The sequence below is a fragment of the Acinetobacter sp. C13 genome (assembly GCF_016809775.1).
Taxonomy (GTDB): Bacteria; Pseudomonadota; Gammaproteobacteria; order Pseudomonadales; family Moraxellaceae; genus Acinetobacter; species Acinetobacter pittii.
In genome coordinates this window covers 359,030-383,342 of the sequence record NZ_JAFBJL010000001.1, presented here as the reverse complement: position 1 = coordinate 383,342, position 24,313 = coordinate 359,030, and the positions used below count along the sequence as shown (strand labels likewise).

The window sequence follows — 24,313 nt, the reverse complement described above, 5'->3', positions numbered from 1 at the left end:
ACTACAAACTAAAGAAGGCATATAGTAAAGCACGTCAAGGCCAATTGAATATAGATTTTTAGCCAAATCACAGTTTTGTAAGATATTCCTTTTAAAATCGTTGGTTCGGTGGGGTTTTTCCGCTACAATTTAGCGTTTTTAAAAAATAAGCCCCGTATCACATGCAAGGTTTGGCATAAAACAAACAGGCATTGATACATTTAGCCAAATTCGAAAATATGGAGTGACTTGGTTGTGAGTACTCGTTTAATGACATCTGCTGAAATTCGTGAAGCATTTTTGCGCTACTTTGAAACGCAAGGGCATACACGTGTCGCGTCGAGTTCTCTTGTTCCTGCCAACGACCCAACTTTATTATTTACAAATGCTGGGATGAACCAGTTTAAAGACTGCTTTTTAGGTCTTGAGAAACGTGACTATGTGCGTGCAACTACATCTCAAAAATGTGTACGCGCTGGCGGTAAACACAATGACTTAGACAACGTTGGCTACACTGCACGTCACCATACATTCTTTGAAATGTTAGGTAATTTCTCATTCGGTGATTATTTCAAACGTGATGCGCTTAAATTCGCATGGGAATTTTTAACCAGCGAACAATGGCTTGCTTTACCAAAAGATAAACTTTATGCCACGGTTTACCACACCGATGACGAAGCTTACGACATCTGGAACAAAGAAATCGGTTTAGCGCCAGAACGTATTATCCGTATTGGTGATAATAAGGGCGAAAAATACGCATCTGACAACTTCTGGGCAATGGGTGATACTGGCCCATGTGGTCCATGTTCTGAAATTTTCTTTGATCATGGTGATCACATTTGGGGTGGTTTACCGGGCTCACCTGAAGAAGACGGTGACCGTTTCATTGAAATCTGGAACAACGTTTTCATGCAGTTTAACCGTACTGCTGATGGCGTGCTTCATCCTCTTCCTGCTCCATCTGTTGATACAGGTATGGGCTTAGAGCGTATCTCTGCTGTATTGCAACATGTTAATTCAAACTACGACATTGACCTGTTCCAACACCTATTAAAAGCTGCTGCCAACATTATCGGTATTGAAGACCAAGGTCAGCCTTCTTTACGTGTTGTTGCAGACCATGCGCGTTCATGCTGTTTCCTCATTGCTGATGGTGTAAACCCAAGCAATGAAGGTCGTGGTTATGTACTTCGCCGTATTATCCGCCGTGCTGTTCGTCACGGAAATAAACTTGGTGCAACTGGTACGTTCTTCTACAAAATGTTGCAACCTTTAATTGAAGTTATGGGTGATGCATATCCAGAGCTTGCAGCGCGTAAAGACGTGATTGAAGCAACTTTAATTCGTGAAGAAGAACAGTTTGCTAAAACACTTGAGCAAGGTTTGAAACTACTTGAAGGCGAACTTGCTCAATTAAAAGATAAAACTATTCCTGGTGCGACTGTATTTAAACTTTACGACACTTACGGCTTCCCGACAGACTTAACTGCTGATATTGCACGTGAACGTGACTTTATTATTGATGAAGCTGGTTTTGAAGTAGAAATGGCAGCACAGCGTCAACGTGCTCGTGATGCCGGTAAGTTTGCAGTTGATTACAACAACATTGTAAAAGTTGAAGGCGAAACTCAGTTTGATGGTTACATCAACACCACTGGTCAAGGTCAAATTGTAGCGATCTATAAAGATGGCGTACAAGTTGAAGAAGTTTCAGAAGGTGATGAAGCGCTTATCGTTTTAAACCAAACTCCTTTCTATGCTGAAAGTGGTGGTCAGATTGGTGATACTGGTATCTTCAAAAATGAAACTGGTATTTTTGAAGTTCAAGATACTAAAAAGTCAGGCGGTGCCTTTGTTCATCAAGGTATTGTGACCGTTGGTAGCCTTAAAGCAGATCAAAATGTTGAAGCGATTGTTAAAGCGGACATTCGTGAAGCAACTGCACGTAACCACTCTGCAACTCACTTATTACATGCTGCCCTTCGTCAAATCTTAGGCTCACATGTACAACAAAAAGGTTCTTTAGTTGCAAGCGATATCTTACGTTTCGACTTTGCTAATGACCAACCTGTAACTTTTGAACAGTTACAACAAGTTGAGCGTTTAGTGAATGCAGAAATTATTGCAAATAGTGCTGTAACAACCGAACTTCTTGATATCGAGGCTGCAAAAGCTAAAGGTGCCATGATGTTGTTCGGTGAAAAATATGGTGATGAAGTACGTGTACTTTCTATGGGTTCAATTATTGATGAGAAAAACTTCTCAATTGAACTTTGTGGTGGTATCCACGTTAAACGTACAGGTGATATTGGTTTATTCAAAATCACTTCTGAAGGTGGTGTAGCTGCTGGTGTACGTCGTATTGAAGCTGTTACAGGTACTAAAGCGTTAGATGTAGTACAAAAAACTGATGCTGATATCCAGCACATTAATGGCTTATTAAAAGCACAGAAAGACCAAACTGTTGAGCGTGTGCAAGCCAATGTTGAATTGGTTTCTGCATTACAAAAGCAGATTGAACAGCTCAATCAGAAATTGGCAAACTTCCAAGCGTCAGAATTGATTGATCAGGTACAAACCATTGCTGGTCGTCAAACGCTTATTACCACTGTTCAAGGTGTAGATGCAAAATCACTTCGCAACTTACATGACAGTGTTAAATCGAAATTAGAGAATGCAGTTATTGTTTTAGCTGGTGTAGAGGGTGACAAAGTTAGCCTACTTGCTTCAGTTGCATCACAATACACTGCAACTCTAAAAGCAGGTGACATCATCAAACATCTAGCAACCGAGTTAGGTGGTAAAGGTGGTGGTAAACCTGACTTAGCACAAGGTGGCGCGCCACTTAACGAGAAGTTTGGACAAGTTATCGCAGCATTGCCTGCATGGCTTGAACAAAAATAAGACTTCACTTTTTGTGTAACTGACCCTGAAAAGCCTCTCAGGGTCATGGCTTATATGGAACAACTATGGCATTAATCGTTCAAAAATATGGCGGTACTTCTATGGGTACCCCCGAGCGCATTTTAAATGTTGCTCGTCGTGTGAAGCGTTGGCATGATCACGGTCACAAGGTTGTTGTGGTCGTATCTGCAATGAGTGGTGAAACAAACCGCTTACTTGCTCTCGCTAAAGCCATTACCGAAACACCTGACCCACGTGAGTTAGACCAAATGGTTTCAACCGGTGAACAGGTGACGATTTCCATGTTAGCTATGGCACTTAATTCGATTGGTGTGGAAGCTAAATCCTATACCGGACGTCAAGTCGGTATTAAAACTGACAGTGCATTTACCAAGGCGCGTATCGAGTCTATTGATACAGATGTCATGACCAATGACCTAGATGCAGGCCGTGTTATTGTGGTTGCTGGTTTCCAAGGCTTTGATGCTAATGGAAATACCACAACACTAGGTCGAGGTGGCTCAGATACTTCTGGTGTTGCTCTTGCTGCTGCTTTAAAAGCTGACGAATGCCAGATTTACACTGATGTAGATGGTGTTTACACTACTGACCCTCGCGTTGCTCCTAAAGCCAAAAAAATCGACCGTATTTCTTTTGAAGAAATGCTAGAAATGGCATCATTAGGTTCTAAAGTTTTACAAATTCGCTCAGTAGAGTTTGCCGGGAAATATCAAGTTCCTTTACGTGTATTATCAAGCTTTGATAATGACGACGACGGCGTTTTTGACGACGAATTTAAAGAAAATGTTGGTACACTCATTACTACTGAGGCAGAAGATACTATGGAACAGCCAATTATTGCAGGTATTGCTTTTAACCGTGACGAAGCAAAATTAACGATTTTAGGTGTACCTGATGAACCAGGCATTGCTTCTAAAATCTTATCACCAGTAAGTGATGCCAATATCGAAGTCGATATGATAGTGCAAAATGTTGAAGAAGATGGCACAACAGATTTCACTTTCACTGTAAACCGTGTTGATTTAGCGAAAGCTGAAAAAATCTTAAACGAAACTGCTAAAAATATTGGCGCACGTGAAGTTTCAACACGTGATGACATCGTTAAAGTGTCTATCGTTGGTGTAGGTATGCGTTCACACGCAGGTGTAGCGAGCAAAATGTTCACTGCCCTTGCTGATGAAGGTATCAACATTCTTATGATTTCAACTTCTGAAATTAAAGTTTCTGTGATTATCGACGAGAAATACCTTGAACTTGCTGTTCGCTGCTTACATACCGCTTTTGGTTTGGATCGTGAACATGGTGAAAGCAGCGCTCGCGCTTAATTTTACCAACCGGTCAAGAATTCATTAAAAAATGTTTACTTGTCCGACAATAATCAAAGAAAACACAGAGCCGCTATAGTTTTTTTTATAGCGGCTCTGTTATATTAAACGGAAAGTTTTTTGGCAGTGATTATCAAAATATGACTTTGTTCTCATATTTCTGTTAGAATCTGACTGAAAACTGAGGTTGAGCTTTTATTTGGGTACCAATATTGCAGTTTTAAGCGTTTAGCAAGGAGATAAACATGCTGATTCTGACCCGCCGTGTCGGGGAAACATTAATGATTGGGGATCAAGTCAGTGTTACTGTGCTTGGCGTCAAAGGAAACCAGGTTCGTATTGGTGTGAATGCACCAAAAGAGGTTTCTGTTCATCGCGAAGAAATTTATCAACGTATTCAACATGAACGTGCAATGCATGAACACCTTCAACATCTTGACCAAGATTATCAAGTTTCTTTTGAAGATGATAATTATGCACAGAAAAACTTCAATCGTTAATATGAAGTTATTCTCTCCCTAATTAAAGCGACTTTCTAGTCGCTTTAAATTTTTTAGGACTTTGTATTTATAAGCCTAGAGCACGTTTAACAGGAGCATAGCTGCGGCGGTGCTGATCAATTACCCCATGTGTTGCAATCGCTTCAAAATGCGCTTTAGTTGGATATCCTTTATGTTTGGCAAAACCAAATAATGGATATTGCTGATCTAATTCTGCCATTTGTCGGTCACGGGTAACCTTTGCCAGAATACTCGCTGCACTGATCTCAGGATGACTCGCATCTCCACCCACAATGGCTTCACAAGGAATAATAATTCCTTTCGGAATTTGATTACCATCGACAATCACTTTTTGAGGTTGAGTTTTCAAGCCATCAACAGCGCGTTGCATAGCCAAAAAAGTCGCCTGTAAAATATTTAGCTCATCAATTTCAGCATGAGTTGCTTCAGCAATTGACCAAGCTAAGGCTTTTTCTTGTATTTCAATAAACAACTTTTCACGTTTCTTTTCAGTTAATTTTTTAGAATCATTTAATCCTAAAATTGGATTATTCGGATCTAAAATCACAGCTGCTGCCACAACCGAACCTACTAAAGGCCCCCGTCCTGCCTCATCTACACCAGCAATAAACATCGACTCACTACCTTTAAATAAAAGAGGCTGATCAATAGTAATCAGCCTGCTTTAACACATAATTTATTAATTACTTTTGTAAAGCTTCTGCCACACAAGCGTTTACAGTTTTAGAAACCACTTGGTTTACGATTGTAGCACGTGTATTTACATCAAGTGCAGCTGCAGCTAATTCTACTGCTGTCACACTGTTTGGAGCCTTTTCGCTCACACAACCACACACATTCGTTTGGATGCTATCACGTTGCTCAGCAGTCATATATTTTGTTGCTGTTTTCCAAGCTGCAACATTATTAATCTCTGTAATACATTTCGCATTTACAGCAACCTTTAACGCAGCAACGCCTAATTGTTGAGTTGTGGTTTGTGCAGAAGAAGCACCTGTACCAGTGCCTGTAGTTGTTGCGCATGCTGTTAAAGCTAAAACAACTGGTGCTAGAGCGAGCATCAATTTTTTCATCATTTTTTCCTTTGATTGAACGTTGGCAGCGCGTATTGTGCCTAAACTCAACTTTAGAAGAAACAAATAATTTGATGCATTTATGCAAACTATTTTGCCGAGTGAAATTCAGCCCATCAAATACTTTTTTTGGGGTAAAACGTTCTGTTTTTAGCACGCTCTGTCACATTTAAAACATTTCTCAAAATCTGCGCTTTCCCCTAAAATCACAAATCAAAACGACAAAAAAAGGGTCTTTTATGCCTGCTGCTTCCTCTCAGTATTACACCCGTACCGCACAAATTCTGCATTGGGTGATGGCAATTATTTTCATCGTCGCATGGATTATTGGCTTTTATAGTGGAAATTTTTTAAGCTATGACGTTGATGGCAGCTTTAAAGGTGATGTGATTACGTTGCACAAGAATATTGCAACCACCATTATCTTTTTAGTCATTATCCGGATTTTATGGCGCTATACACATCCAGCTCCAAAACTACCTGACACCATGTCACCGATGATGAAAACTCTGGCACACGTGGGTCATCTGTTCCTTTATGTAATTTTAGTGGCTTTACCTGTCACTGGTTGCTTGTTTAGTTGGAGTGCTGGTCACCCTGCCCCTGTTTTATATTTATTTGAAATTCCGCGTTTAGTGCAAGATAACCCAGAGCTTTTAGCTGTTGTTAAACCATTACATATTTATATTTCTTGGTTTGCCGGTTTCCTCATTGTTGGGCATGTACTTGCAGCTTTGAAACATCACTTTATTGATAAAGACAATATTTTAAATAGTATGACTAAACAGCCTAAATAAACCTGATGTATAAAAAAACCGCCTATCACAGGCGGTTTTTTATTTAGATTTTTTGGATTTCTGCAATCCACTTTTGTTTCTCTTCATCTGAAATGAAAGAAGCCTCAAAAGAATTAATTGCGAGTTGTTTCAACTCATCATTGTTTAAGTCTAATGCTTGCTGGATGGCAAAGAAATTATCATTCATATATCCACCAAAATATGAAGGATCATCTGAGTTAACCGTCACATGTACGCCTTTTTGTAAAAGACGGCGGATATTATGATCTTTCATATCCTTAACAACACATAGCTTTAAGTTACTTAAAGGACAAACTGTTAATGGCATTTTTTCATTAATTAAACGTGCCATTAATTGTTCGTCTTCTTCAGAACGCACACCATGATCAATACGATTCACTTTAAGTAGATCTAAAGCTTCCCATACATATTCAGGCGGACCTTCTTCGCCAGCATGAGCCACGATTAAGAAACCTTCTTCACGTGCCTTAGCAAAAACACGTTCAAATTTAGCTGGCGGATGCCCTACTTCACTTGAATCAAGGCCGACTGCAATAATATCTTGCTTAAACGGCAGCGCTTGTTCAAGTGTTTCAAATGCAGCTTCTTCACTTAAATGACGTAAGAAACACATAATCAGTTGAGAGCTGATACCAAACTTAGCTTTGGCATCTGCACACGCACGCTTTAAACCATTAATCACAGTTGAGAACGCAACACCACGGTCTGTGTGGGTTTGCGGGTCAAAGAACATTTCTGTGTGAACAACATGATCTTCGGCACATTTCTCAAAATAAGCCCATGCTAAATCATAGAAGTCTTGTTCATGTACAAGAACATTCGCGCCAGCATAGTAAATATCTAAGAATGATTGAAGATTATGAAAGTTATAAGCTTGCTTTACTTCTTCAACAGATTTGTAAGGAATCTGAATCTGATTGCGCTGGGCAATTGCAAACATTAATTCAGGTTCGAAAGTCCCTTCAATATGTACATGCAATTCGGCTTTTGGTAAGGCGCGAATCAGCTCGACTTGATTCATATTAACTCCACGTCTAAAGAAAAAGGGTGTGGTCAAAATCACACCCTTTTATAATTTTCTTCTTATTGAAAACTATGTCTAAGATAGCTCAGAAGAAAATTATAAAAAATCATATTAACCGCCAAACGCGATAAATTTAAATACCCAAAGCGCAGCAATAATCCATACCATGTACGGTACAGTTTTTGCCTTACCCGTGAATAATTTAACTAATGCATAGCTAATAAAGCCCATTGCAATACCATCAGCAATTGAATAGGTGAATGGCATAAATACAATGGTTAAAAATGCTGGAACAGCTTCAGTAATATCATCCCAATCAATGTGAGTGATTCCTTGGATCATCAACACACCAATGAACAATAAAGCTGGCGCCGTTGCAAAACCTGGTACAGATTGAGCAAGAGGTGCTAAAAATAAACAGCAGATAAATAAGACTGCAACCACAACAGCAGTTAAACCAGTACGTCCGCCTGCTGCTACACCTGAAGCTGATTCGATATATGGTGTAGTTGAAGATGTACCTAATGCGGCACCTGCAACGATTGCAGTAGAGTCTGCAAATAATGCTTTCTTCAAACGAGGTAATTTACCGTCTTGTAAAAGACCTGCACGGTGTGAAACACCAACCAAAGTACCTGTACTGTCAAACAAGTCGACAATAAAGAATACGAAAATGACGCCGACCATACTTGCTGTAAATAGACCTTCAAAGTCCATTTGCATGAATGTTGGTGCAATTGAAGGAATTTGACCCACTACACCCTTAAATTCATTTAAACCTAAAGCAGTAGCGATGGCCGTAACCACTAAAATACTAATAATGATTGCGCCACGAACTTTTAATTGGTGTAAAACCACAATCATTAAAAATCCGAATAGCGCTAATAATACTGTAGGCTGTTTGATATCACCCAAACCGACTAAGGTCGCTTGGTTATCAACAATGATTCCAGCATTTTTTAGTGCAATCAGTGCTAGGAACAAACCAATACCACCACCGATTGCAAACTTAAGTGACATTGGAATCGCATTAACAATCGCTTCACGAATTTTAAAGAAGCTAATTGCAAGAAAGACAAGGCCTGAAACAAAAACAGCGGCTAAAGCTGTTTGCCATGGCACGCCCATCCCCATACAAACCGAGTAGGTAAAGTAAGCGTTTAAACCCATACCAGGGGCCAGTGCGATCGGATAATTAGCAATGATCCCCATTACTAAACATCCGATTGCTGCTGCCAAACAGGTTGCAACGAATACGGCACCATGATCCATGCCGGTTTCAGATAAAATGAGTGGATTGACAATAATGATGTAACACATCGTTAAGAATGTAGTTACACCAGCAAGAACTTCAGTTCGGAAAGTGGTTTTATTGTCGCTTAGCTTAAATAAACGCTCTAACCAGCCTGCCGAAGAATTGGGCGCCGCCATAAGTAGCCTCTATGCAAAATCTGAACTGTGGAATATTTACGTCTATGTAGGTCGCTGAACAATATTGTTTTTCTGTTCAGTCCTATAAACAAGAATCTCAAATTTAAGAAGCAACAAATATGCCACTCATTTGATTTCTAGCTTTATACATAGCAAATAACCACAGCCCCTCTTGAAACACAAAAAAGCTGCATAACCCCTATGCAGCTTTTTTACTATACGTTCAATAAGTTTAACAGATTCAACAGAAACATGATCAAAATTTATGAAAAGATATGACCAATGACACTGTAAAAAGTTAGAAATTTATAGCTCGTTATTGCTAGAAAATAATTTTTTTCTCGCCTATATATTGTTGCATATGAAAAGAAGCTAAATTGCTGTGATGAGCATGATTCGGATTTCGTTCGATACTTTGCAGGTTTTTTTCAGCTTCTTGTATGATCTGCATTAGCTCTTGATGTCTTTTATTTTGAGTATCTAAATAAGCCCAATACCCTAATACAAAGACGATACCCACACACAACACTATTAATACTTTATTGATCATTATTATTATCTCTATGTTTTTAATGTTAATGATCTTAACAAAAAATTATAGCTTTGTGAATATTTTCACATTTATTTACAATAACCCACTCTTATTCAAATTATTGAAAATAAAAGTTATTTTAAAAATATCCTGAAAAAACCTAATAAATACTAAACTTTTCCATTGAAAAGTAACTTTATTTAATAAGAGCTTATTTTAGTTATTTTTAATATTATCTTTTTATCGGTTTTAACTCTTAAGTTATTTTAAAGATAGAGCATAGACAAATGTGTATATGGCTTGAAATTTGTTTTTATTTGCTAAGCTTTAAATGAGATAAAAAGGAGCTATTTTCGTTAATGTACTTTTCTTTAAAATTGTTTCTTTAGCGACTAATTTCTATATTGCATGTTTAGCATGGAAAGTAAAAATTCATCTCAAAGAAATCTTCATCTTATTTAAAAAATATTTTTTCTCCTTTGACCCTATTGGTGGACTAGCAAAATTACGTTCAAGTTTCATCGTTCCATAAATCACACCAAGCTTTCCATTTTCATAGCTTCATTCCAATAAACGCTACGATAAACTGTACTCAGATAAAAAATTAAATCAGGAGAATACATCATGTTTGATATGCGTTTATCTCACGAGCGTGGTGCAGCACATCATGGTTGGTTACAATCAAAACATAGCTTTTCATTTGCTAACTATTGGGATCCTAAACAAGTTGGTTTTTCGGATCTGCTTGTAATTAACGATGATAACGTTGCTCCATCTAAAGGCTTTGGTACTCACCCTCACCGTAATATGGAAATTATTTCCTATGTACTTGAAGGTGCATTAGAGCATAAAGACTCGATGGGTACAGGCTCTGTGATTGTACCGGGTGACATTCAGCTGATGAGTGCAGGTCGTGGCGTTGCTCATAGTGAATTTAACCATTCAGCTCAAGAAGGCGTTCATTTCTTGCAAATTTGGGTTGTTCCAAATGAAGTGAATACAGAGCCAGGCTATCAACAAGTTCATATTGATGAAGCAGACAAACGCGGTAAATTGCATTTGATCATCTCACCAAAAGGTGGCGAGAAAACTTTATCGATCAAACAAGACATTAATATTTACTCAGGTCTTTTTGATGGTGAAGAAACTGCTGACTTTGTGATTCCTGATGGTCGATATGTGTACCTACACGTTGCTAAAGGTCGTGTTGATGTAAATGGTAAAACCTTTAACACCGGCGATGCTGCACGTATTCGTGAAGGTGGAAGCTTATCGTTTACCAAGGGTGATAACGCCGAAATTTTGATTTTCGATATGCGTCCTGAAGAAGTTCCAACCATGCCATAAGATCAATTAAGCCCTCGCATAAACTTTATGTGAGGGCTTTTTATCGTTACTTGGACTTATAAAAATTCTAACTCTGCTCAGTGCTCTTCTGAACGAGCCATCTCTGTATTGATATAGCTCATGATCATAGTAGTTAGCCCCTGCACCATTTCATCAAAACTAATATAAGGGTTTGGCAAAATAAGATGCCGTGCGACATTAAAAATTCCACTATTGATACAGATATAGGTAATTACGGGTAAATTATTAATTTTTAGGTATTTGGGATTATGCATCATATATTTCATGATGACTTCCATTAAAGCCTGTTCAATTTTGGGAATGTATTTGTCGTACTGCAATTCCCCTGCATAGCGCAAAACAGTCAAATAGCGGTCATTATTTTTCTTTAATAAATCACTAAAAGTATAAAAAATCATTTCAATGACAGGCTCTAACTCCAACTGTAAAATTGTCGGTGTAAGCTCTGTAATCATGTCCAGAATTTCCCGAACAAAAAAGTGATTCATCGCATCATAAATTTCTTCTTTATTTTTAAAATATTCGTATAAAGACCCGACACTCACTCCTGCAATTTCTGCAATATGACGTGTCGTGGTTCCACTCGGTCCATGAAGTGCCACGGCTATAAAACCTGCTTCAATAATCGTGTCGACAGTGACTTTAGCTCGAGTTTGACGTGGTTTACGCGTAGTCATACGATCTAATTAATAATCCGAACATAAAGTCAGATTAGCATGTAATCTAACTCGGTAGAAATAAAAAAACAAAATCCGAATAGTTGTCAAACTTAAGTGAAAAAACTGAGAAAAATAGATCTCAATTTATCAATCAATTGATGTTTTAATTCATTATTTCAAGAGATTAGAAATAAATTTAATTTATTATTTTTCAAAAAGATAAAATCAATTTATTTAGAAAAATTATTACAAGAAATGTCTATAAAATACTTTTATATATTTAAGAATTTACCCGAATTGAATCCGAACATAATGTCAGATTAATATGAAAAAATTAAAGAAGAGTCATTCAGCAGCTCTTGTCTGCCTCGGTTCTTCTTCCGTTATTCAGCCAAATAATCAAACAAATAACGGAGCAACAACACCGTAGTCAATGCAGAGAATCATCTGTTTTTGAAAATGGAATTTTACAGTGCTTTGTTGATCATTGAGTTTATTGATTTTCATCAAAATGCACCACTACTTTGCCTCAGGGTGTCGCCATGATCTCGACCGCAGTTAAAAAATCATTCAACAAGCTTAAATTTCAGCGTGAAATTGAGCTACCAGATTTTGCTAGCAAAAGTTCAATTCCAATCAGACATTTAAATATTGGTTTTGATGGTAAAGAAATTGATGTCAGATTCTATATGGACAATCAATTTGCTACTTTGTTTTTTGCCACACTTTCGGTTTTTTTAACTTACGGTGAAGATCTAGTTATTGAAACCGCTCGCCATCACCGTGAATTTATCAAAGATCCAATATTAAAGCAGCGAGTAACGTCGTTGATTGGCCAAGAAGCAATTCATTCTAAATTGCACAATGAATATAACGATGCCCTTCAAGATGCTGAATATCCTGTCGCGCTGTATCGTTTTCTTGGCTCAAACTTCTTTAAGTATGTTTTCTTAAAGTTTCCACAGCCACTCAAATTATCAATGATGGCGGGTATTGAGCATTTTACTGCGGTACTTGCCGAATACATGATGAAGCATGAAAAGAATTTCTATTATTCAGATGACGAAAAAAGCCGTGCATTGTGGATGTGGCATATGCTTGAAGAATCTGAGCATAAAGATATTGCCTACGATGTATATCAACTTTTAAATGGTAGCTATGCACTACGCGCGTCTGGTTTCTTCCTCGCGCTATTTACCATTTTAGGTTTAATCCCTGCGACTACATTATTTGTGCCTGTGTTAAGAAAGCCACAAGAGATGCTGACTTTGAAATTCTGGAAAGATGCTCGTCGTGGTGTAGGATTAATCTTTGGTCCAAAAGACGGAGTTTTCGGCAGTACGATTGGTCAAATTCTTGACTACTTACGCCCAGATTTTCATCCAAATGATCATGATACAACTGAATATCTTGAGTATTACAAAAAGAAATTGCTGACCGAAGGCGGCGCAATTGCTCCTTACTTTGTTAAAGAATTTACCCCACCAGTACGCATGTCTTAATCGTCCTGCATTTCCAGCTATCAAAGAGCTAGCTGGTATCTCTTCAAGCTATTTATGGATGAATCATGATTTTATTTGGCAAAAAGAAAGTTAAACCAAGCCAAAAAGCTTATGCCGTAGTGACGGGTGCAGGCAGTGGGATTGGTCGAAGTTTTGCAATTGAACTTGCGAAACGTGGTGGCAGCGTAGTGTGTGCAGATATTAATCTCGAAGCTGCTGAAGAAACAGTAAAACTTCTTGAACAAGAAGGTGCAAAAGCTTTTGCTATGCGCTGTGATGTGGGTAATGCTGAACAAGTTAACCATCTCGCTGAAACTGCTGAAATCTTACTTGGGCACCCTGTGACTCTTGTCATTAATAATGCTGGAGTAGGTTTAGGTGGCAAGTTTGACGAACTCAGCCTAGAAGACTGGAACTGGGTCATGAATATTAACCTATGGGGAGTTATTCATGGCTGTCATGCATTTGTTCCCAAGTTTAAAAAGTTAGGTTACGGCGCGATTATTAATGTGGCATCTGCGGCATCTTACACGGCTGCACCAGAAATGACTGCTTATAACGTGACTAAAGCGGGTGTGCGTGCGCTTTCAGAAACGCTTTCTGCCGAACTGCGTAAGTTTAACATTAAGGTGAACGTGCTCTGCCCGACGCTGGTACCTACCAATATCATTAAAAATGGTCGAATTCCCGGACGCTATTCAAAGCTGGCGGACCATGCACTGATGAACTATGCGCTCACCACAAGTGATGATGTTGCAAGATTAACCCTTAATCGCCTTGATCAGGATGAGATGTATACCATTCCTCAAATTGATGCGAAGTTATTTTGGCTTATGAAACGTGCATCCCCAAGCTTGTATACCAAGTTCCTTGGTACATCGTACAAATTATTTAAATAAAAAATTTATAGGTAGTACACATATGACTGCGCAAATGAAAACAAATGCATCAGCAAAAAAAGCTGTCAAATCACCAAGCCATATTTTCGATACTTTTATTGTGGGTGCGGGCATTTCAGGGATTGCTGCTGCCATTCGCCTAGATCAAGTTGGTTATACCAACTATAAGATTATTGAAAAAGCTGGCCGCGTGGGTGGAACATGGCGTGAGAACACCTACCCAGGTTGTGGGTGTGATGTACCTTCTGCTCTTTATTCTTACTCATTTGCACCAAGTGCAAAATGGAGCCATTTATTTGCACGCCAACCAGAAATCTTAAGTTATCTGGAAGATGTAAGTAACGAGTTTAATGTTACATCTAAAATCGAGTTTAACAACGAGTTGATTAACGCAGCGTGGGATGACTCACGTCATGTGTGGGTGCTTGATACCACTACTGGTCAATATTTGTCTAAAACCGTTATTTTTGCCACAGGTCCAATTACCGAAGCTCAAATTCCACGTCTTGAAGGCTTAGAAACATTTAAAGGCGAAATGTTCCATTCAGCAAAATGGAACCATGATTATGATTTAACTGGTAAACGCATTGCCGTGATTGGTACTGGTGCATCTGCTATTCAATTTGTGCCACAAATTCAACCAAAAGCAAAAGAACTGTTTGTGTTCCAACGTACAGCACCTTGGGTATTACCAAAACCAGATACAGACTTGGGCGAATTTAGTAAATCAGTGATTGCCAAATATCCAGCTATTCAGGCGAGCTGGCGTAAAAGTGTAGCGTTAACACTGAATGCAATTAACTTTGGTTTACGTAATCCACTTGCCCTAAAACCAGTAAATGTATTGGGTAAGCAATTACTTAAATTGCAAATTAATGACCCAGTGCTACGTAAAAACGTAACGCCGAACTTTGACATTGGTTGTAAACGTATTTTATTCGCTAACAACTACTACCCTGCACTACAAGCACCGAACACCACACTCATTCCTCATGGTTTAGTGAAAGTTGAAGGCAACACAGTGGTTGCTGCCAATGGTGAACGCCACGAAGTTGATGTGATTATTTGGGGTACAGGCTTTGAAGTATCTCATCCACCAATTGGTAAACGTGTCCACAATGAAAACGGTCAATGTTTACAAGATATATGGAAAGATAGTTCACCAGAGGCTTATTTAGGAACCAACATTGAAAATGTACCAAATGCATTTTTAATTTTAGGACCTAACGTACTGGTTTATGATTCTTTCATTGGTTTAGCAGAGGCACAGCTCGACTATATCGTAGATGGCTTATTGAAAATTAAAAACAAAGGAATTAGCAAGTTAAATGTTAAATCTGATGTGATTAAAAAGCATAATGATTTAGTACAAAAGCACTTACAAACAACGGTATTTAATAGCGGCGGGTGTAAGAGTTATTACCTTGATGCCAACGGTCGTAACTTTGCTGCATGGCCTTGGTCATTGAAAAAACTTAAACAACGTTTGAAAAAAGTAGATTTGAAAGATTATGAAGTGACGTATCAAACGACAAAAACTCACTAATTTATAATTTCGATCAAATCCGTTGTAAGAAATAGGCAGTGTATTTTAGGTTCTCATGAAATACACTGCCTTCTTCGTTGAATATCTTCAAGAAATAAAAAAACAGGATAAAGATGAAAGAAGGACAATCAAGTCGTACTGCTGAAGCTGCTGCTGCCTTACGAGCCAATCATTTTCAAAATACACAGAACCCTGTATTTTCAGATCCTTATGCTTTTGAGCTGACCAGTAAAGGCTGGAAAAAACTTCTCTCTAATTCACTGATTGTTAAAGTAATGAATTCTGCGGTTTTAAACCGCACTTTAGGTTTACTTACTGGACAAGTGGTCGGACGCTCTCGCTATGCCGAAGATTTACTTGCTCAGGCAGTTCAACAAAATACTCAACAATATGTATTAGTGGGTGCCGGCCTAGACTCTTTTGCACTACGTGAATCACACCATTATCCTACTTTGAAAATTTTTGAAGTTGATCATCCTGATACTCAATCGGCCAAACAAGCCAAGCTAAAAAAGTTAGGAAATATTCCTACTACCGTTGAGTTTGTCGCGATTAATTTTGAAAAAGAGTCTATTTCGGAAGCTCTGATCAGAAGTATCTATGATTCATCTGCTCCTGCATTTTTTTCGTGGTTAGGCACAACGCACTATTTAAACCCGCAAACGACCTTGCAAACTTTAAAAAGTATTGCTGAATTTGCTGCAAACGGTAGCGAAGTGGTACTCGACTATTCGACCGATTTTCAGGAATTAAACGGTATTGAGCGACTTGGAAGTATGGGCGTTGCACAATTTACCCATTTGCTGAAAGAGCCTTTACTAGGTCAATTTAAACCAATAGATTTACATCAGGCCGTGGAGCAGATGGGATTTGAAGTGATCGAAGATCTTTCAGGTGAAGCCATTACTGAACGATATTTTAATGCACGGACCGATGAAATTCGCCACACCTCAGCAACAAGGTTATTGCATTTGCGTTTAAATAGAAAATGATGTTGAAAGCCAACTTAGACCTTAAGTTGGCTTTTTTAATTGAGGTTAATACCATCGTTACCAACTTGAATGAGGCTCTGGCCCATCGACATGCTGATTTAAAAATTGGCGTAAATGATCTAAAAAGTGCGCGACTTTAGGCGACAGATTCAGTCTCTCTAAATACACCGCATAGACATCTGCTGGTGGTGTTTCATAGTCCGCTAGCACTTGAACTAATCTACCACTTCTTAAATATTTTGCTACGTCCCACTCTGCCCGCATCAAAATACCATAGCCTTCTAAGGCCCAATTTAATGCAACTGCACCATCATTCGTACTCAGTTGCCCATGAACTTTAACGGTTTCAACTTGTTTGCCATGACTTAACCGCCAATTGCCATAAGCAGAATCATTTTGCCGAATCACAATACACTGATGCTGCGTTAAATCATGAGGAGTGAGTGGTTGCCCTGCTGTTTTTAAATAGCCAGGTGATGCACATAATAAACGGCGGTTGGCTGCCAATTTTTTTGCAATTAGACGTGAATCAGGTATTTCGCCAAAGCGGATTGAGACATCAATGGCTTCATCTGGCAGATTAATCGGGCGGTCTGTTAAATGTAGTTGGACATCGACATCAGGATAGATTTTGGCAAATGTAGAAATCGCTGGCGCAATATAAGAACGACCAAAGCCTAAAGGAGCATTCACACGCAATACCCCTTTGGGTGCTGCCCGACTACTTGAAACCAAACGCTCCATTTCATCAATCTCTTTTAAAATACGAACCGCATTTTCAAAGTAGACCTCACCTTCACTGGTTAAACTAATTCGGCGTGTTGTTCTATTTAAAAGCCTTACACCTAAACGCTCTTCAAGTTGAGTTAAACGTCTAGAAACCGCAGGTGGGGTCAAGTTTAACTCTCGTGCCGTCGCGACAAGACTTCCTTGTTTAACCAGTAAACAAAAGAAAGCTAATTCCGTATCTGCGTTCATGATTATTAAGTTTTTTGCAATAGTGATTTAACTTTATATCGATTCATCAGTTTTTTAAAGGATTTAACATCCATTTCAATGTTTCCCGACATAAGCCATCTCTTGTTTAAGAGCATAACAATGTCCGCAGAAGGAATGCTGTGGATGAACGGGAAAAGCCATCTAGCCGAATCAATAGCGGTAAAGAAAGCGAAAACTACCAATCAGGATTGGTAGTCATGAATATGGAGTCATGACATGGAAATGGATATTGAAAAGCGAACGTTACGTCGAATTACTTGGAGAATCGTACCGTTTATTATGTTGTTATACCTTATAGCCTATATCGACCGCGTCAATATTGGTTTTGCCGCACTCACCATGAAAGAAGACTTAGGCTTTACAGCCTCGGTTCTCGGGTTTGGTGCCGGAATTTTCTTTTTGGGCTATTTCTTATTTGAAGTCCCGTCCAACATTATTTTGCATAAAGTCGGCGCCCGCATCTGGATTGCTCGAGTCATGGTGACTTGGGGTCTGATTGCAGCTGGCATGGCATTTGTAGAAAGCTCAACCAGCTTTTACGTTATGCGATTTTTACTCGGTGTTGCCGAGGCTGGCTTCTTTCCCGGCATTATTCTGTACTTAACTTACTGGTTTCCTGCACGACATCGCGCTGGTGTGATTGCTTTATTTATGGCAGCCGCCCCAATTGCCACAGCAGTTGGTTCACCAATCTCTGCCGCGTTACTTGAAATGCATGGAATTTGGGGTCTCGCTGGCTGGCAGTGGATGTTCATTATTGAAGCTATACCAGCACTCATCTTAGGCGTTGTGGTTTTTAAATATATGACTGACCGTCCTGAACAAGCCACTTGGTTAAAACAGGATGAACGCGAATGGCTTGTAAAAACGATGAAAGAAGAAGATGTCGGGAAAAATGCACCTCAGCATCACAGCATTCTTCGCGGTCTTGCTAACCCACGGGTACTTGCCCTTGCGTTGATTTATTTCGGAACATCGGCTGGGCTTTATACCCTCGGTATCTGGGCACCACAAATTATTAAACAGCTTGGCGTAACGTCTATGACTGTGGGGCTTTTAAATGCCATTCCACCAATTGTTTCTGTCATTGCCATGGTTTTATGGTCTCGACACTCTGACCGCACCAATGAACGTACATGGCATGTTGCTCTTGCATGTTTAACCGCAGCAGTTGGTCTCGCAATTGCAGCAGGCACACACAACGTCATTGGATTAATTGCAGCACTTACCATTGTGAATGTCGGTATTAGCTGTGCCAAGCCACCGCTATGGAGCATGCCAACCATGTTCTTGTCAGGATCAGCCGCAGCGGCAGGCATTGCCACTATTAACTCAATCGGAAATTTAGGTGGGTTTGCAGGCCCTGCCATGATCGGCTGGATTAAAGATCAAACTGGAGATTTCACAGGTGGGCTCTATTTTGTTGCGGGCTTACTGATTATCTCGACCTTACTAACACTAGTGCTGAGCTTCTCCCAAAAAGTGAAAGTAAATACTGCCAAAACCACCCAATAACCCTATTTATATCAATTAGATCTGAACAAGTTTCTTCAAGGAGCACAACATGGACAAAGATATTGCAGTCCAGTCCCTTACGGACACCATGGCCAAATTTACGGCTTATATTGGAAAACGCCTACCGAAAGATGTGAAAAGCAAGTTAATTGAACTGCGTACTTTAGAAACCAATCCATTGGCTAAATCAGTTTATGACTCGATGGAAGAAAATCAGCAAGCTGCCGATAAACTCAACCGCCCAAGCTGCCAAGACACGGGTGTCATTCAATATTTTGTTGAAGCAGGTGCCAACTTCCCTTTGCTTGGTGAACTTCAAGATATTTTGAGCGAAGCAACTGCTGAGGCAACTCGCATAGGTCCTTTACGTCACAACGCTGTGGAAACCTTCGATGAAAAAAATACGGGCACAAATACAGGTACTCAAATTCCATGGTTAGATTGGCGTATTGTACCTGAACTCGACACTTGTACCATTGATGTCTATATGGCTGGTGGCGGTTGTACCTTACCGGGTGCGGCAAAAGTTTTAATGCCAGGTCAAGGCTACGAAGGCGTTGCTGAATTTGTGATGGATGTTATTACCGAACGCGGTGTTAATGCCTGCCCACCTTTACTGGTTGGTGTTGGCGTATCGACTTCAGTTGAAACAGCGGCTCGCCTTTCTAAGCTCGCGATTATGCGTCCGGTTGACTCAACAAGTGATAACCCACGCGCTGCCTTGATGGAGCAACTGTTAGAACAAGGTCTTAATGAAATTGGTATTGGTCCTCAGGGACTAACAGGCAATAACAGTGTGATGGGAGTCAATATTGAATCTTCTGCGCGCCACCCATCAACCATTGGGGTTGCCGTAAATACAGGTTGCTGGGCACATCGCCGTGGCAAAATTAAGATTAACCCAGATATGTCGTATGAAATCTTGTCTCATGAAGGAGTTGTACTATGAAAAAAATTCTGACAACTCCTATTAAAGATGAAGATCTTTTAGACCTTAAAGTCGGTGATGTCGTTTATTTGACAGGCCGTTTAGTGACTTGTCGCGATGTTGCCCATCGCAGACTGATCGAACAAGGTCGAGAACTGCCAGTTAACCTTGAAGGCGGAGCGATTTTTCATGCCGGCCCTATTGTGCGCAAAAAAGGTGAAAACGACTTCGAAATGGTTTCGATTGGTCCAACAACCAGTATGCGAATGGAAAAATTTGAACGAGAATTTATCAAACAAACTGGAGTTAAGCTTATTGTGGGTAAAGGCGGCATGGGGCCAGAAACAGCTGCCGGCTGTCAGGAAAATGTTGCGGTTCATGCCATTTTTCCAGGTGGATGCGCGGTACTCGCAGCAACTTTAGTTGAAGAGATCGAAGGTGCTGAATGGCAAGATCTAGGTATGCCAGAAACTCTTTGGATTAACCGTGTGAGAGAATTTGGCCCGCTCATTATTTCTATCGACACTAAAGGCAACAACCTGATTCAACAAAACAAAGTTGAATTTCAAGCTAAGAAAGCACCAATTTTAGAAAAAATCAGCAAGCAACTGAGCTTTATTAAATAAATCGCTCTTTAATGAAGGGAAAGCAAAAGCGCCCTTCATTTTTTATTTTTGTACTAAACGCATGGCATGAGGTGTTTTCCCATGCCATCTTTTATAAGCATGAATAAAGCTGGCAGGTTCTGCATAACCTAACCACTCGGCAATCTGCTCAACCGAAACTTTTGGTAATGCCAAATATTGCTCAGCTAGAACTTGTCTGACCTCTTCACGTATCTGAATAAAAGTCATCCTTTCTGATGCCAAGTGACGGCGTAAAGTTCGTGCATTTAAATGCAGTCGGTCAGCCACGATTTGCATAGAAGGCATTTCCCCTCGCACATTCATAAGCTGCTGTTGCACTAAGGTTGTAAATTTATTTTGTGATTGGCGTTTTTCTAATATTTGACGGCACTGTTCTTCGGCTGTATGTAAAACCAATTCATTTGCCATAAGCAATTTTTGGTCTACTTTTTGCGGATCAAGAATTACAAAGCTTTTCGCAGCACCAAATTCAGGCATCACGCCAAATAAGTCCTGATAAGGCTCGGCATCGCCTTTGAGTTGGAAAGAAAAAGCCAAATATTGGCAAAAATTGTCCTGCACCAAATCTCGCTGTACTGTAATGAGTGCAGCAGCATCTCGTTCAATAATGAATTGACGCACTGAAGATGGGATATCTTGCTCATCAATTTCGATACGGATTCCTTGCGGTGTATCCGACACATCAAAGCGAGTAAAAGCAAAAGTTAAAGTGAAATAGGTTAAAGCCAAATCTAGTGCTTCACGAATGCTCGCACTACTCATCAAAGCCATGCCTAATGGCCCAAATGTGGTGAAATGATAGCGTGTGCCCACTTCTAAGCCTAATGTCGGTCTGCCTCCTAGTTGCTCAACCAAGTTATGAATCAGCTGTAATTCCTGATGGCCTGTCACCACCATATTAGGGTCGAGTAATTGTTGTTGGCTAAGCCCTGTCCCTTGCAAAATCGTCTGATAAGAAATGCCCGATTCCACCGCAAAATCAGCCATTAACCGAACACTATGTACACTGCGTTCAAAAGCCCATGCATACTTCACTGTATTGCTCAGAATGTCCTCGAATCACAATATTTTGTCCTCATCCATCCTCTAAATCAAGCAAATAAACGTCTATTCTGCATACAGGAAATTGCGATTTTTTCGCTCACTGTTTTTAAGGATTTAGAGCAGCCCATGTTTAATTCGTCGTCTAATTCAAATAAAAATGTACGCATCGCCATTATTGGCACTGGTTTTGGTGGTCTAGGACTTGCCATTCGTCTCAAACAAGCAGGTTTTGAACAATTTACTCTCTTTGAAAAAGCTGCTGATGTAGGTGGTGTCTGGCGTGACAACACTTATCCGGGTGCTGCCTGTGATGTGCCTTCTCATCTGTATTCTTTTTCTTTTGAACAAGAGCTAGGCTGGAAAAATCGCTACGGAACATCTCAAGAGATTTATCAATATTTACGCCACTGTGCGGATAAATATGATATTCGTCCACATGTTCAATTTAATACTGAAATAGCCAGTGCTAAATTTGATGCTTTGCAAGGTGTATGGCACATTCAAAGCACGACTGGCGAACAATTTGAAGCTGAATTTTTAGTGGGCGCGGTAGGCCAACTTAACCGCCCAGCCTATCCAAAACTTAAAGGTATTGAAAACTTTAAAGGTAAGGCATTTCACTCAGCACGTTGGGACCATGACTATGACTTAACTGGCAAACGTGTTGCAGTCATTGGCACAGGTGCAAGCGCAATTCAGTTTGTACCTGAAATTGCTAAACAAGTGGCTCACCTAGACGTTTATCAACGCTCGGCACCGTATGTTATTCCCAAACCGGATCGGGTTTATCAACCTTTAGAGAAAAAAGCTTTCCGCAAACTACCAATTTTGCAAAGTCTAGACCGCGCCTTGCAATATGGACACCATGAAATTCGTTTGCTGGCCTTTACAACTTCTTTAAATGAAATGCCTTTGGTGGAATATTTATTCCAGCGCCACATTCGAAAAGTTGTTAAAGATGGGAAGTTGCGCCACCGCCTAATGCCGGATTACCCAATTGGCTGTAAACGTATTTTAATCTCTAACCATTGGTATGAAACACTGACCCAGCCTCATGTCGATGTGATTAATACGAGCATTCAAGAAATTACTGAAAACGGTATTTTAGATACAGACGGAAATCTGCGTGAAGTCGATACCATTATTTATGGTACAGGCTTTGCCGCAACAGAATTTATGGCGCCAATGCAGATTACAGGTCTTGATAGTCGCACCTTAAAAGACACATGGAAAGATGGTGCAGAAGCTTATCTCGGTTTAACTGTAAGCGGCTTTCCAAACTTCTTTATGCTCTATGGTCCAAATACCAATCTTGGACACAACTCAATTGTATATATGATTGAAAGCCAAGTGAATTATATTTTAGATGCACTCCAGACAACTCTAAAAAACAAACTTCTGTTTACCAATGTTCGTGCAGAAGTTCAACATGAGTTTAATCAAAGCATTCAAGAAAAAATGAAAAAAACTGTCTGGGCGCAAGGTTGTACCAGTTGGTATCAAACTGCTGAGGGTAAAAATACCAATAACTGGCCAGGTTTTACTCTTGAATATCGTCAACGTACTCGTCGCTTCGATGTTGAAAACTACACTCAGGTTTCAGCTATTTCTTAAACAAGCTTCACCATAGGAAATGAGAAAAATAAACGGAGAATTTTATGAAGTCTTTTAAAAATAAAGTCGCAGCTGTGACAGGTGCGGGCTCTGGTATTGGACAAGCACTTGCCATTGCATTAGCCAAACAAGGTTGCCATCTGGCACTCTCTGATATCAGTGAAGCTGGATTAGCTAAAACAGTCGAGCTTTTGGCACCTTATTCTGTCAAAGTCACCACTCAAAAAGTCGATGTGGCGAAGCGTGATGAAGTTGCAACTTGGGCAAAAGCTGTTGTAGATAAGCATGGTCAAGTTAACCTGATTTTTAATAACGCTGGTGTCGCAATTGGCAGTACGGCTGAAGGTGTGAGCTACGAAGACCTTGAATGGCTGATTGGGATTAATTTTTGGGGTGTAGTTTATGGGACCAAAGAGTTTTTACCTTACTTAAAGCAAAGTGGTGACGGGCATATTATTAATATTTCCAGTATGTTTGGCTTAACAGCTCAACCAACTCAGAGTGCTTATAACGCTAGTAAATTTGCCGTTCGTGGCTTTACTGAATCCCTACGCCAAGAACTCGATTTACAAAATGCTGGAGTGAGTGCGACCTGTGTCCATCCGGGTGGTATTCGCACCAATATTGCCAAAGCTGCCCGCATGAATAATAGCGTCCAGTCTTTAGGAATGGATCCTTTAAAAAGTCAGGATGCTTTCGATAAATTACTTCGCACCCCTGCTGACGATGCCGCTCAACAAATTTTAGAAGCTGTGCGTAAAGACCGTCGCCGCTTACTCATTGGAGCCGATGCGAAAGCCGTTGATGTGATTCAACGTATTCTTCCACAGGGTTACCAAAAGATTTTTGCAACTGCGACTGCCTTGCAAACTCGCCTACTCAACAAATCAGCAAAATAAAAACATTGGTCAGCATACTCTTCATTTTAAGAGATGCTGACTGACATTAAATGCTTAGTATGAGTCCTTA

Annotated in this window: 22 protein-coding genes; 14 read left to right on the top strand and 8 right to left on the bottom strand. The window is 39.8% G+C overall.

The genetic code is table 11. From position 1 onward, the window contains the following. The first annotated feature begins 249 nt into the window (after nt 1-249). The 3 genes from alaS to csrA all read left to right on the top strand — a co-directional run bounded on the left by alaS (nt 250) and on the right by csrA (nt 4,732). Nucleotides 250-2,886, top strand: a complete 2,637-nt coding sequence (gene alaS / locus JGE69_RS01815; protein WP_199113204.1) for an alanine--tRNA ligase — start codon at nt 250-252, stop codon at nt 2,884-2,886. A 65-nt stretch (nt 2,887-2,951) separates the two neighbouring features. After that, nucleotides 2,952-4,232, top strand: coding sequence for an aspartate kinase (locus tag JGE69_RS01810; RefSeq protein ID WP_002115333.1), 1,281 nt, complete (start codon nt 2,952-2,954; stop codon nt 4,230-4,232). Nucleotides 4,233-4,477: 245 nt separating this feature from the next. Next, entirely contained in the window at nt 4,478-4,732 is a 255-nt protein-coding gene (csrA, locus tag JGE69_RS01805; protein ID WP_004793773.1) for a carbon storage regulator CsrA, read from the top strand. A 67-nt stretch (nt 4,733-4,799) separates the two neighbouring features. Here the strand turns inward: csrA and rnhB are convergent, their stop codons facing one another. Together rnhB and JGE69_RS01795 are read right to left on the bottom strand one after the other, a co-directional pair. Next, a complete protein-coding gene (gene rnhB, locus JGE69_RS01800) occupies nt 4,800-5,366 on the bottom strand; it encodes a ribonuclease HII (RefSeq protein WP_069119558.1) in 567 nt (188 codons plus the stop codon). Between the two features lie 70 nt (nt 5,367-5,436). Then, the gene (locus JGE69_RS01795; protein WP_199112064.1) at nt 5,437-5,826 is read right to left on the bottom strand and encodes a hypothetical protein; all 390 of its coding nucleotides are present in this window, start codon (nt 5,824-5,826) and stop codon (nt 5,437-5,439) included. Between the two features lie 239 nt (nt 5,827-6,065). On the opposite strand from JGE69_RS01795, the gene JGE69_RS01790 reads away from it, so the two are divergent. Beyond that, nucleotides 6,066-6,623: a cytochrome b gene (locus tag JGE69_RS01790; RefSeq protein ID WP_199112062.1), complete on the top strand. Its 558-nt coding sequence runs from the start codon at nt 6,066-6,068 to the stop codon at nt 6,621-6,623. A gap of 43 nt (nt 6,624-6,666) precedes the next feature. On the opposite strand, the gene JGE69_RS01785 is transcribed toward JGE69_RS01790, so the two are convergent. The 3 genes from JGE69_RS01785 to JGE69_RS01775 form a co-directional block, all read right to left on the bottom strand. Then, nucleotides 6,667-7,665, bottom strand: a complete 999-nt coding sequence (locus JGE69_RS01785) for an adenosine deaminase (protein WP_002163181.1) — start codon at nt 7,663-7,665, stop codon at nt 6,667-6,669. Between the two features lie 114 nt (nt 7,666-7,779). After that, nucleotides 7,780-9,099, bottom strand: coding sequence for an NCS2 family permease (locus JGE69_RS01780; RefSeq protein WP_005070381.1), 1,320 nt, complete (start codon nt 9,097-9,099; stop codon nt 7,780-7,782). 322 nt (nt 9,100-9,421) lie between these two features. Further along, complete coding sequence (locus tag JGE69_RS01775; RefSeq protein WP_002163179.1) at nt 9,422-9,649, bottom strand: hypothetical protein; 228 nt, start codon at nt 9,647-9,649, stop codon at nt 9,422-9,424. A gap of 606 nt (nt 9,650-10,255) precedes the next feature. Here JGE69_RS01775 and JGE69_RS01770 point away from each other — a divergent pair. Beyond that, on the top strand, nt 10,256-10,978 hold the full coding sequence (locus JGE69_RS01770) for a pirin family protein (protein WP_199112060.1): 723 nt from the start codon (nt 10,256-10,258) through the stop codon (nt 10,976-10,978). A 77-nt stretch (nt 10,979-11,055) separates the two neighbouring features. On the opposite strand, the gene JGE69_RS01765 is transcribed toward JGE69_RS01770, so the two are convergent. Then, nucleotides 11,056-11,676, bottom strand: a complete 621-nt coding sequence (locus JGE69_RS01765; protein ID WP_002163161.1) for a TetR/AcrR family transcriptional regulator — start codon at nt 11,674-11,676, stop codon at nt 11,056-11,058. 524 nt (nt 11,677-12,200) lie between these two features. On the opposite strand from JGE69_RS01765, the gene JGE69_RS01760 reads away from it, so the two are divergent. The 4 genes from JGE69_RS01760 to JGE69_RS01745 all read left to right on the top strand — a co-directional run bounded on the left by JGE69_RS01760 (nt 12,201) and on the right by JGE69_RS01745 (nt 16,597). Then, nucleotides 12,201-13,160 (top strand): metal-dependent hydrolase, encoded by a 960-nt coding sequence (locus JGE69_RS01760; protein ID WP_005070390.1) that lies wholly within the window; start codon nt 12,201-12,203, stop codon nt 13,158-13,160. 65 nt (nt 13,161-13,225) lie between these two features. Continuing rightward, nucleotides 13,226-14,059, top strand: a complete 834-nt coding sequence (locus JGE69_RS01755; RefSeq protein ID WP_017386375.1) for an SDR family NAD(P)-dependent oxidoreductase — start codon at nt 13,226-13,228, stop codon at nt 14,057-14,059. A 22-nt stretch (nt 14,060-14,081) separates the two neighbouring features. Continuing rightward, a complete protein-coding gene (locus JGE69_RS01750) occupies nt 14,082-15,605 on the top strand; it encodes a flavin-containing monooxygenase (RefSeq protein ID WP_199112058.1) in 1,524 nt (507 codons plus the stop codon). Between the two features lie 113 nt (nt 15,606-15,718). Continuing rightward, nucleotides 15,719-16,597 carry a class I SAM-dependent methyltransferase gene (locus tag JGE69_RS01745; RefSeq protein WP_199112056.1) on the top strand — a complete coding sequence of 293 codons (879 nt, stop codon included), beginning with the start codon at nt 15,719-15,721 and terminating at the stop codon, nt 16,595-16,597. A 57-nt stretch (nt 16,598-16,654) separates the two neighbouring features. Here JGE69_RS01745 and JGE69_RS01740 read toward each other — a convergent pair whose 3' ends face one another. Continuing rightward, nucleotides 16,655-17,575 carry a LysR family transcriptional regulator gene (locus JGE69_RS01740; protein WP_016802988.1) on the bottom strand — a complete coding sequence of 307 codons (921 nt, stop codon included), beginning with the start codon at nt 17,573-17,575 and terminating at the stop codon, nt 16,655-16,657. 237 nt (nt 17,576-17,812) lie between these two features. Between JGE69_RS01740 and JGE69_RS01735 the strand changes: the two genes are divergently transcribed. The 3 genes from JGE69_RS01735 to ttdB are packed head-to-tail and all read left to right on the top strand — an operon-like array spanning nt 17,813 to nt 20,665. After that, entirely contained in the window at nt 17,813-19,111 is a 1,299-nt protein-coding gene (locus tag JGE69_RS01735; protein ID WP_199112054.1) for an MFS transporter, read from the top strand. Nucleotides 19,112-19,160: 49 nt separating this feature from the next. Then, a complete protein-coding gene (gene ttdA, locus JGE69_RS01730) occupies nt 19,161-20,060 on the top strand; it encodes a L(+)-tartrate dehydratase subunit alpha (RefSeq protein ID WP_002163154.1) in 900 nt (299 codons plus the stop codon). Next, nucleotides 20,057-20,665, top strand: a complete 609-nt coding sequence (gene ttdB / locus JGE69_RS01725) for a L(+)-tartrate dehydratase subunit beta (RefSeq protein WP_005077020.1) — start codon at nt 20,057-20,059, stop codon at nt 20,663-20,665. Before ttdA ends, ttdB begins: the two co-directional genes overlap by 4 nt. Before the next feature lie 42 nt (nt 20,666-20,707). Here ttdB and JGE69_RS01720 read toward each other — a convergent pair whose 3' ends face one another. Then, nucleotides 20,708-21,721: an AraC family transcriptional regulator gene (locus JGE69_RS01720; protein ID WP_199112052.1), complete on the bottom strand. Its 1,014-nt coding sequence runs from the start codon at nt 21,719-21,721 to the stop codon at nt 20,708-20,710. 135 nt (nt 21,722-21,856) lie between these two features. On the opposite strand from JGE69_RS01720, the gene JGE69_RS01715 reads away from it, so the two are divergent. Both JGE69_RS01715 and JGE69_RS01710 read left to right on the top strand, forming a co-directional pair. Further along, nucleotides 21,857-23,344: a flavin-containing monooxygenase gene (locus JGE69_RS01715; RefSeq protein WP_199112050.1), complete on the top strand. Its 1,488-nt coding sequence runs from the start codon at nt 21,857-21,859 to the stop codon at nt 23,342-23,344. Nucleotides 23,345-23,388: 44 nt separating this feature from the next. Beyond that, nucleotides 23,389-24,243 (top strand): SDR family NAD(P)-dependent oxidoreductase, encoded by an 855-nt coding sequence (locus JGE69_RS01710; protein WP_014206171.1) that lies wholly within the window; start codon nt 23,389-23,391, stop codon nt 24,241-24,243. Nucleotides 24,244-24,313: the final 70 nt, after the last annotated feature.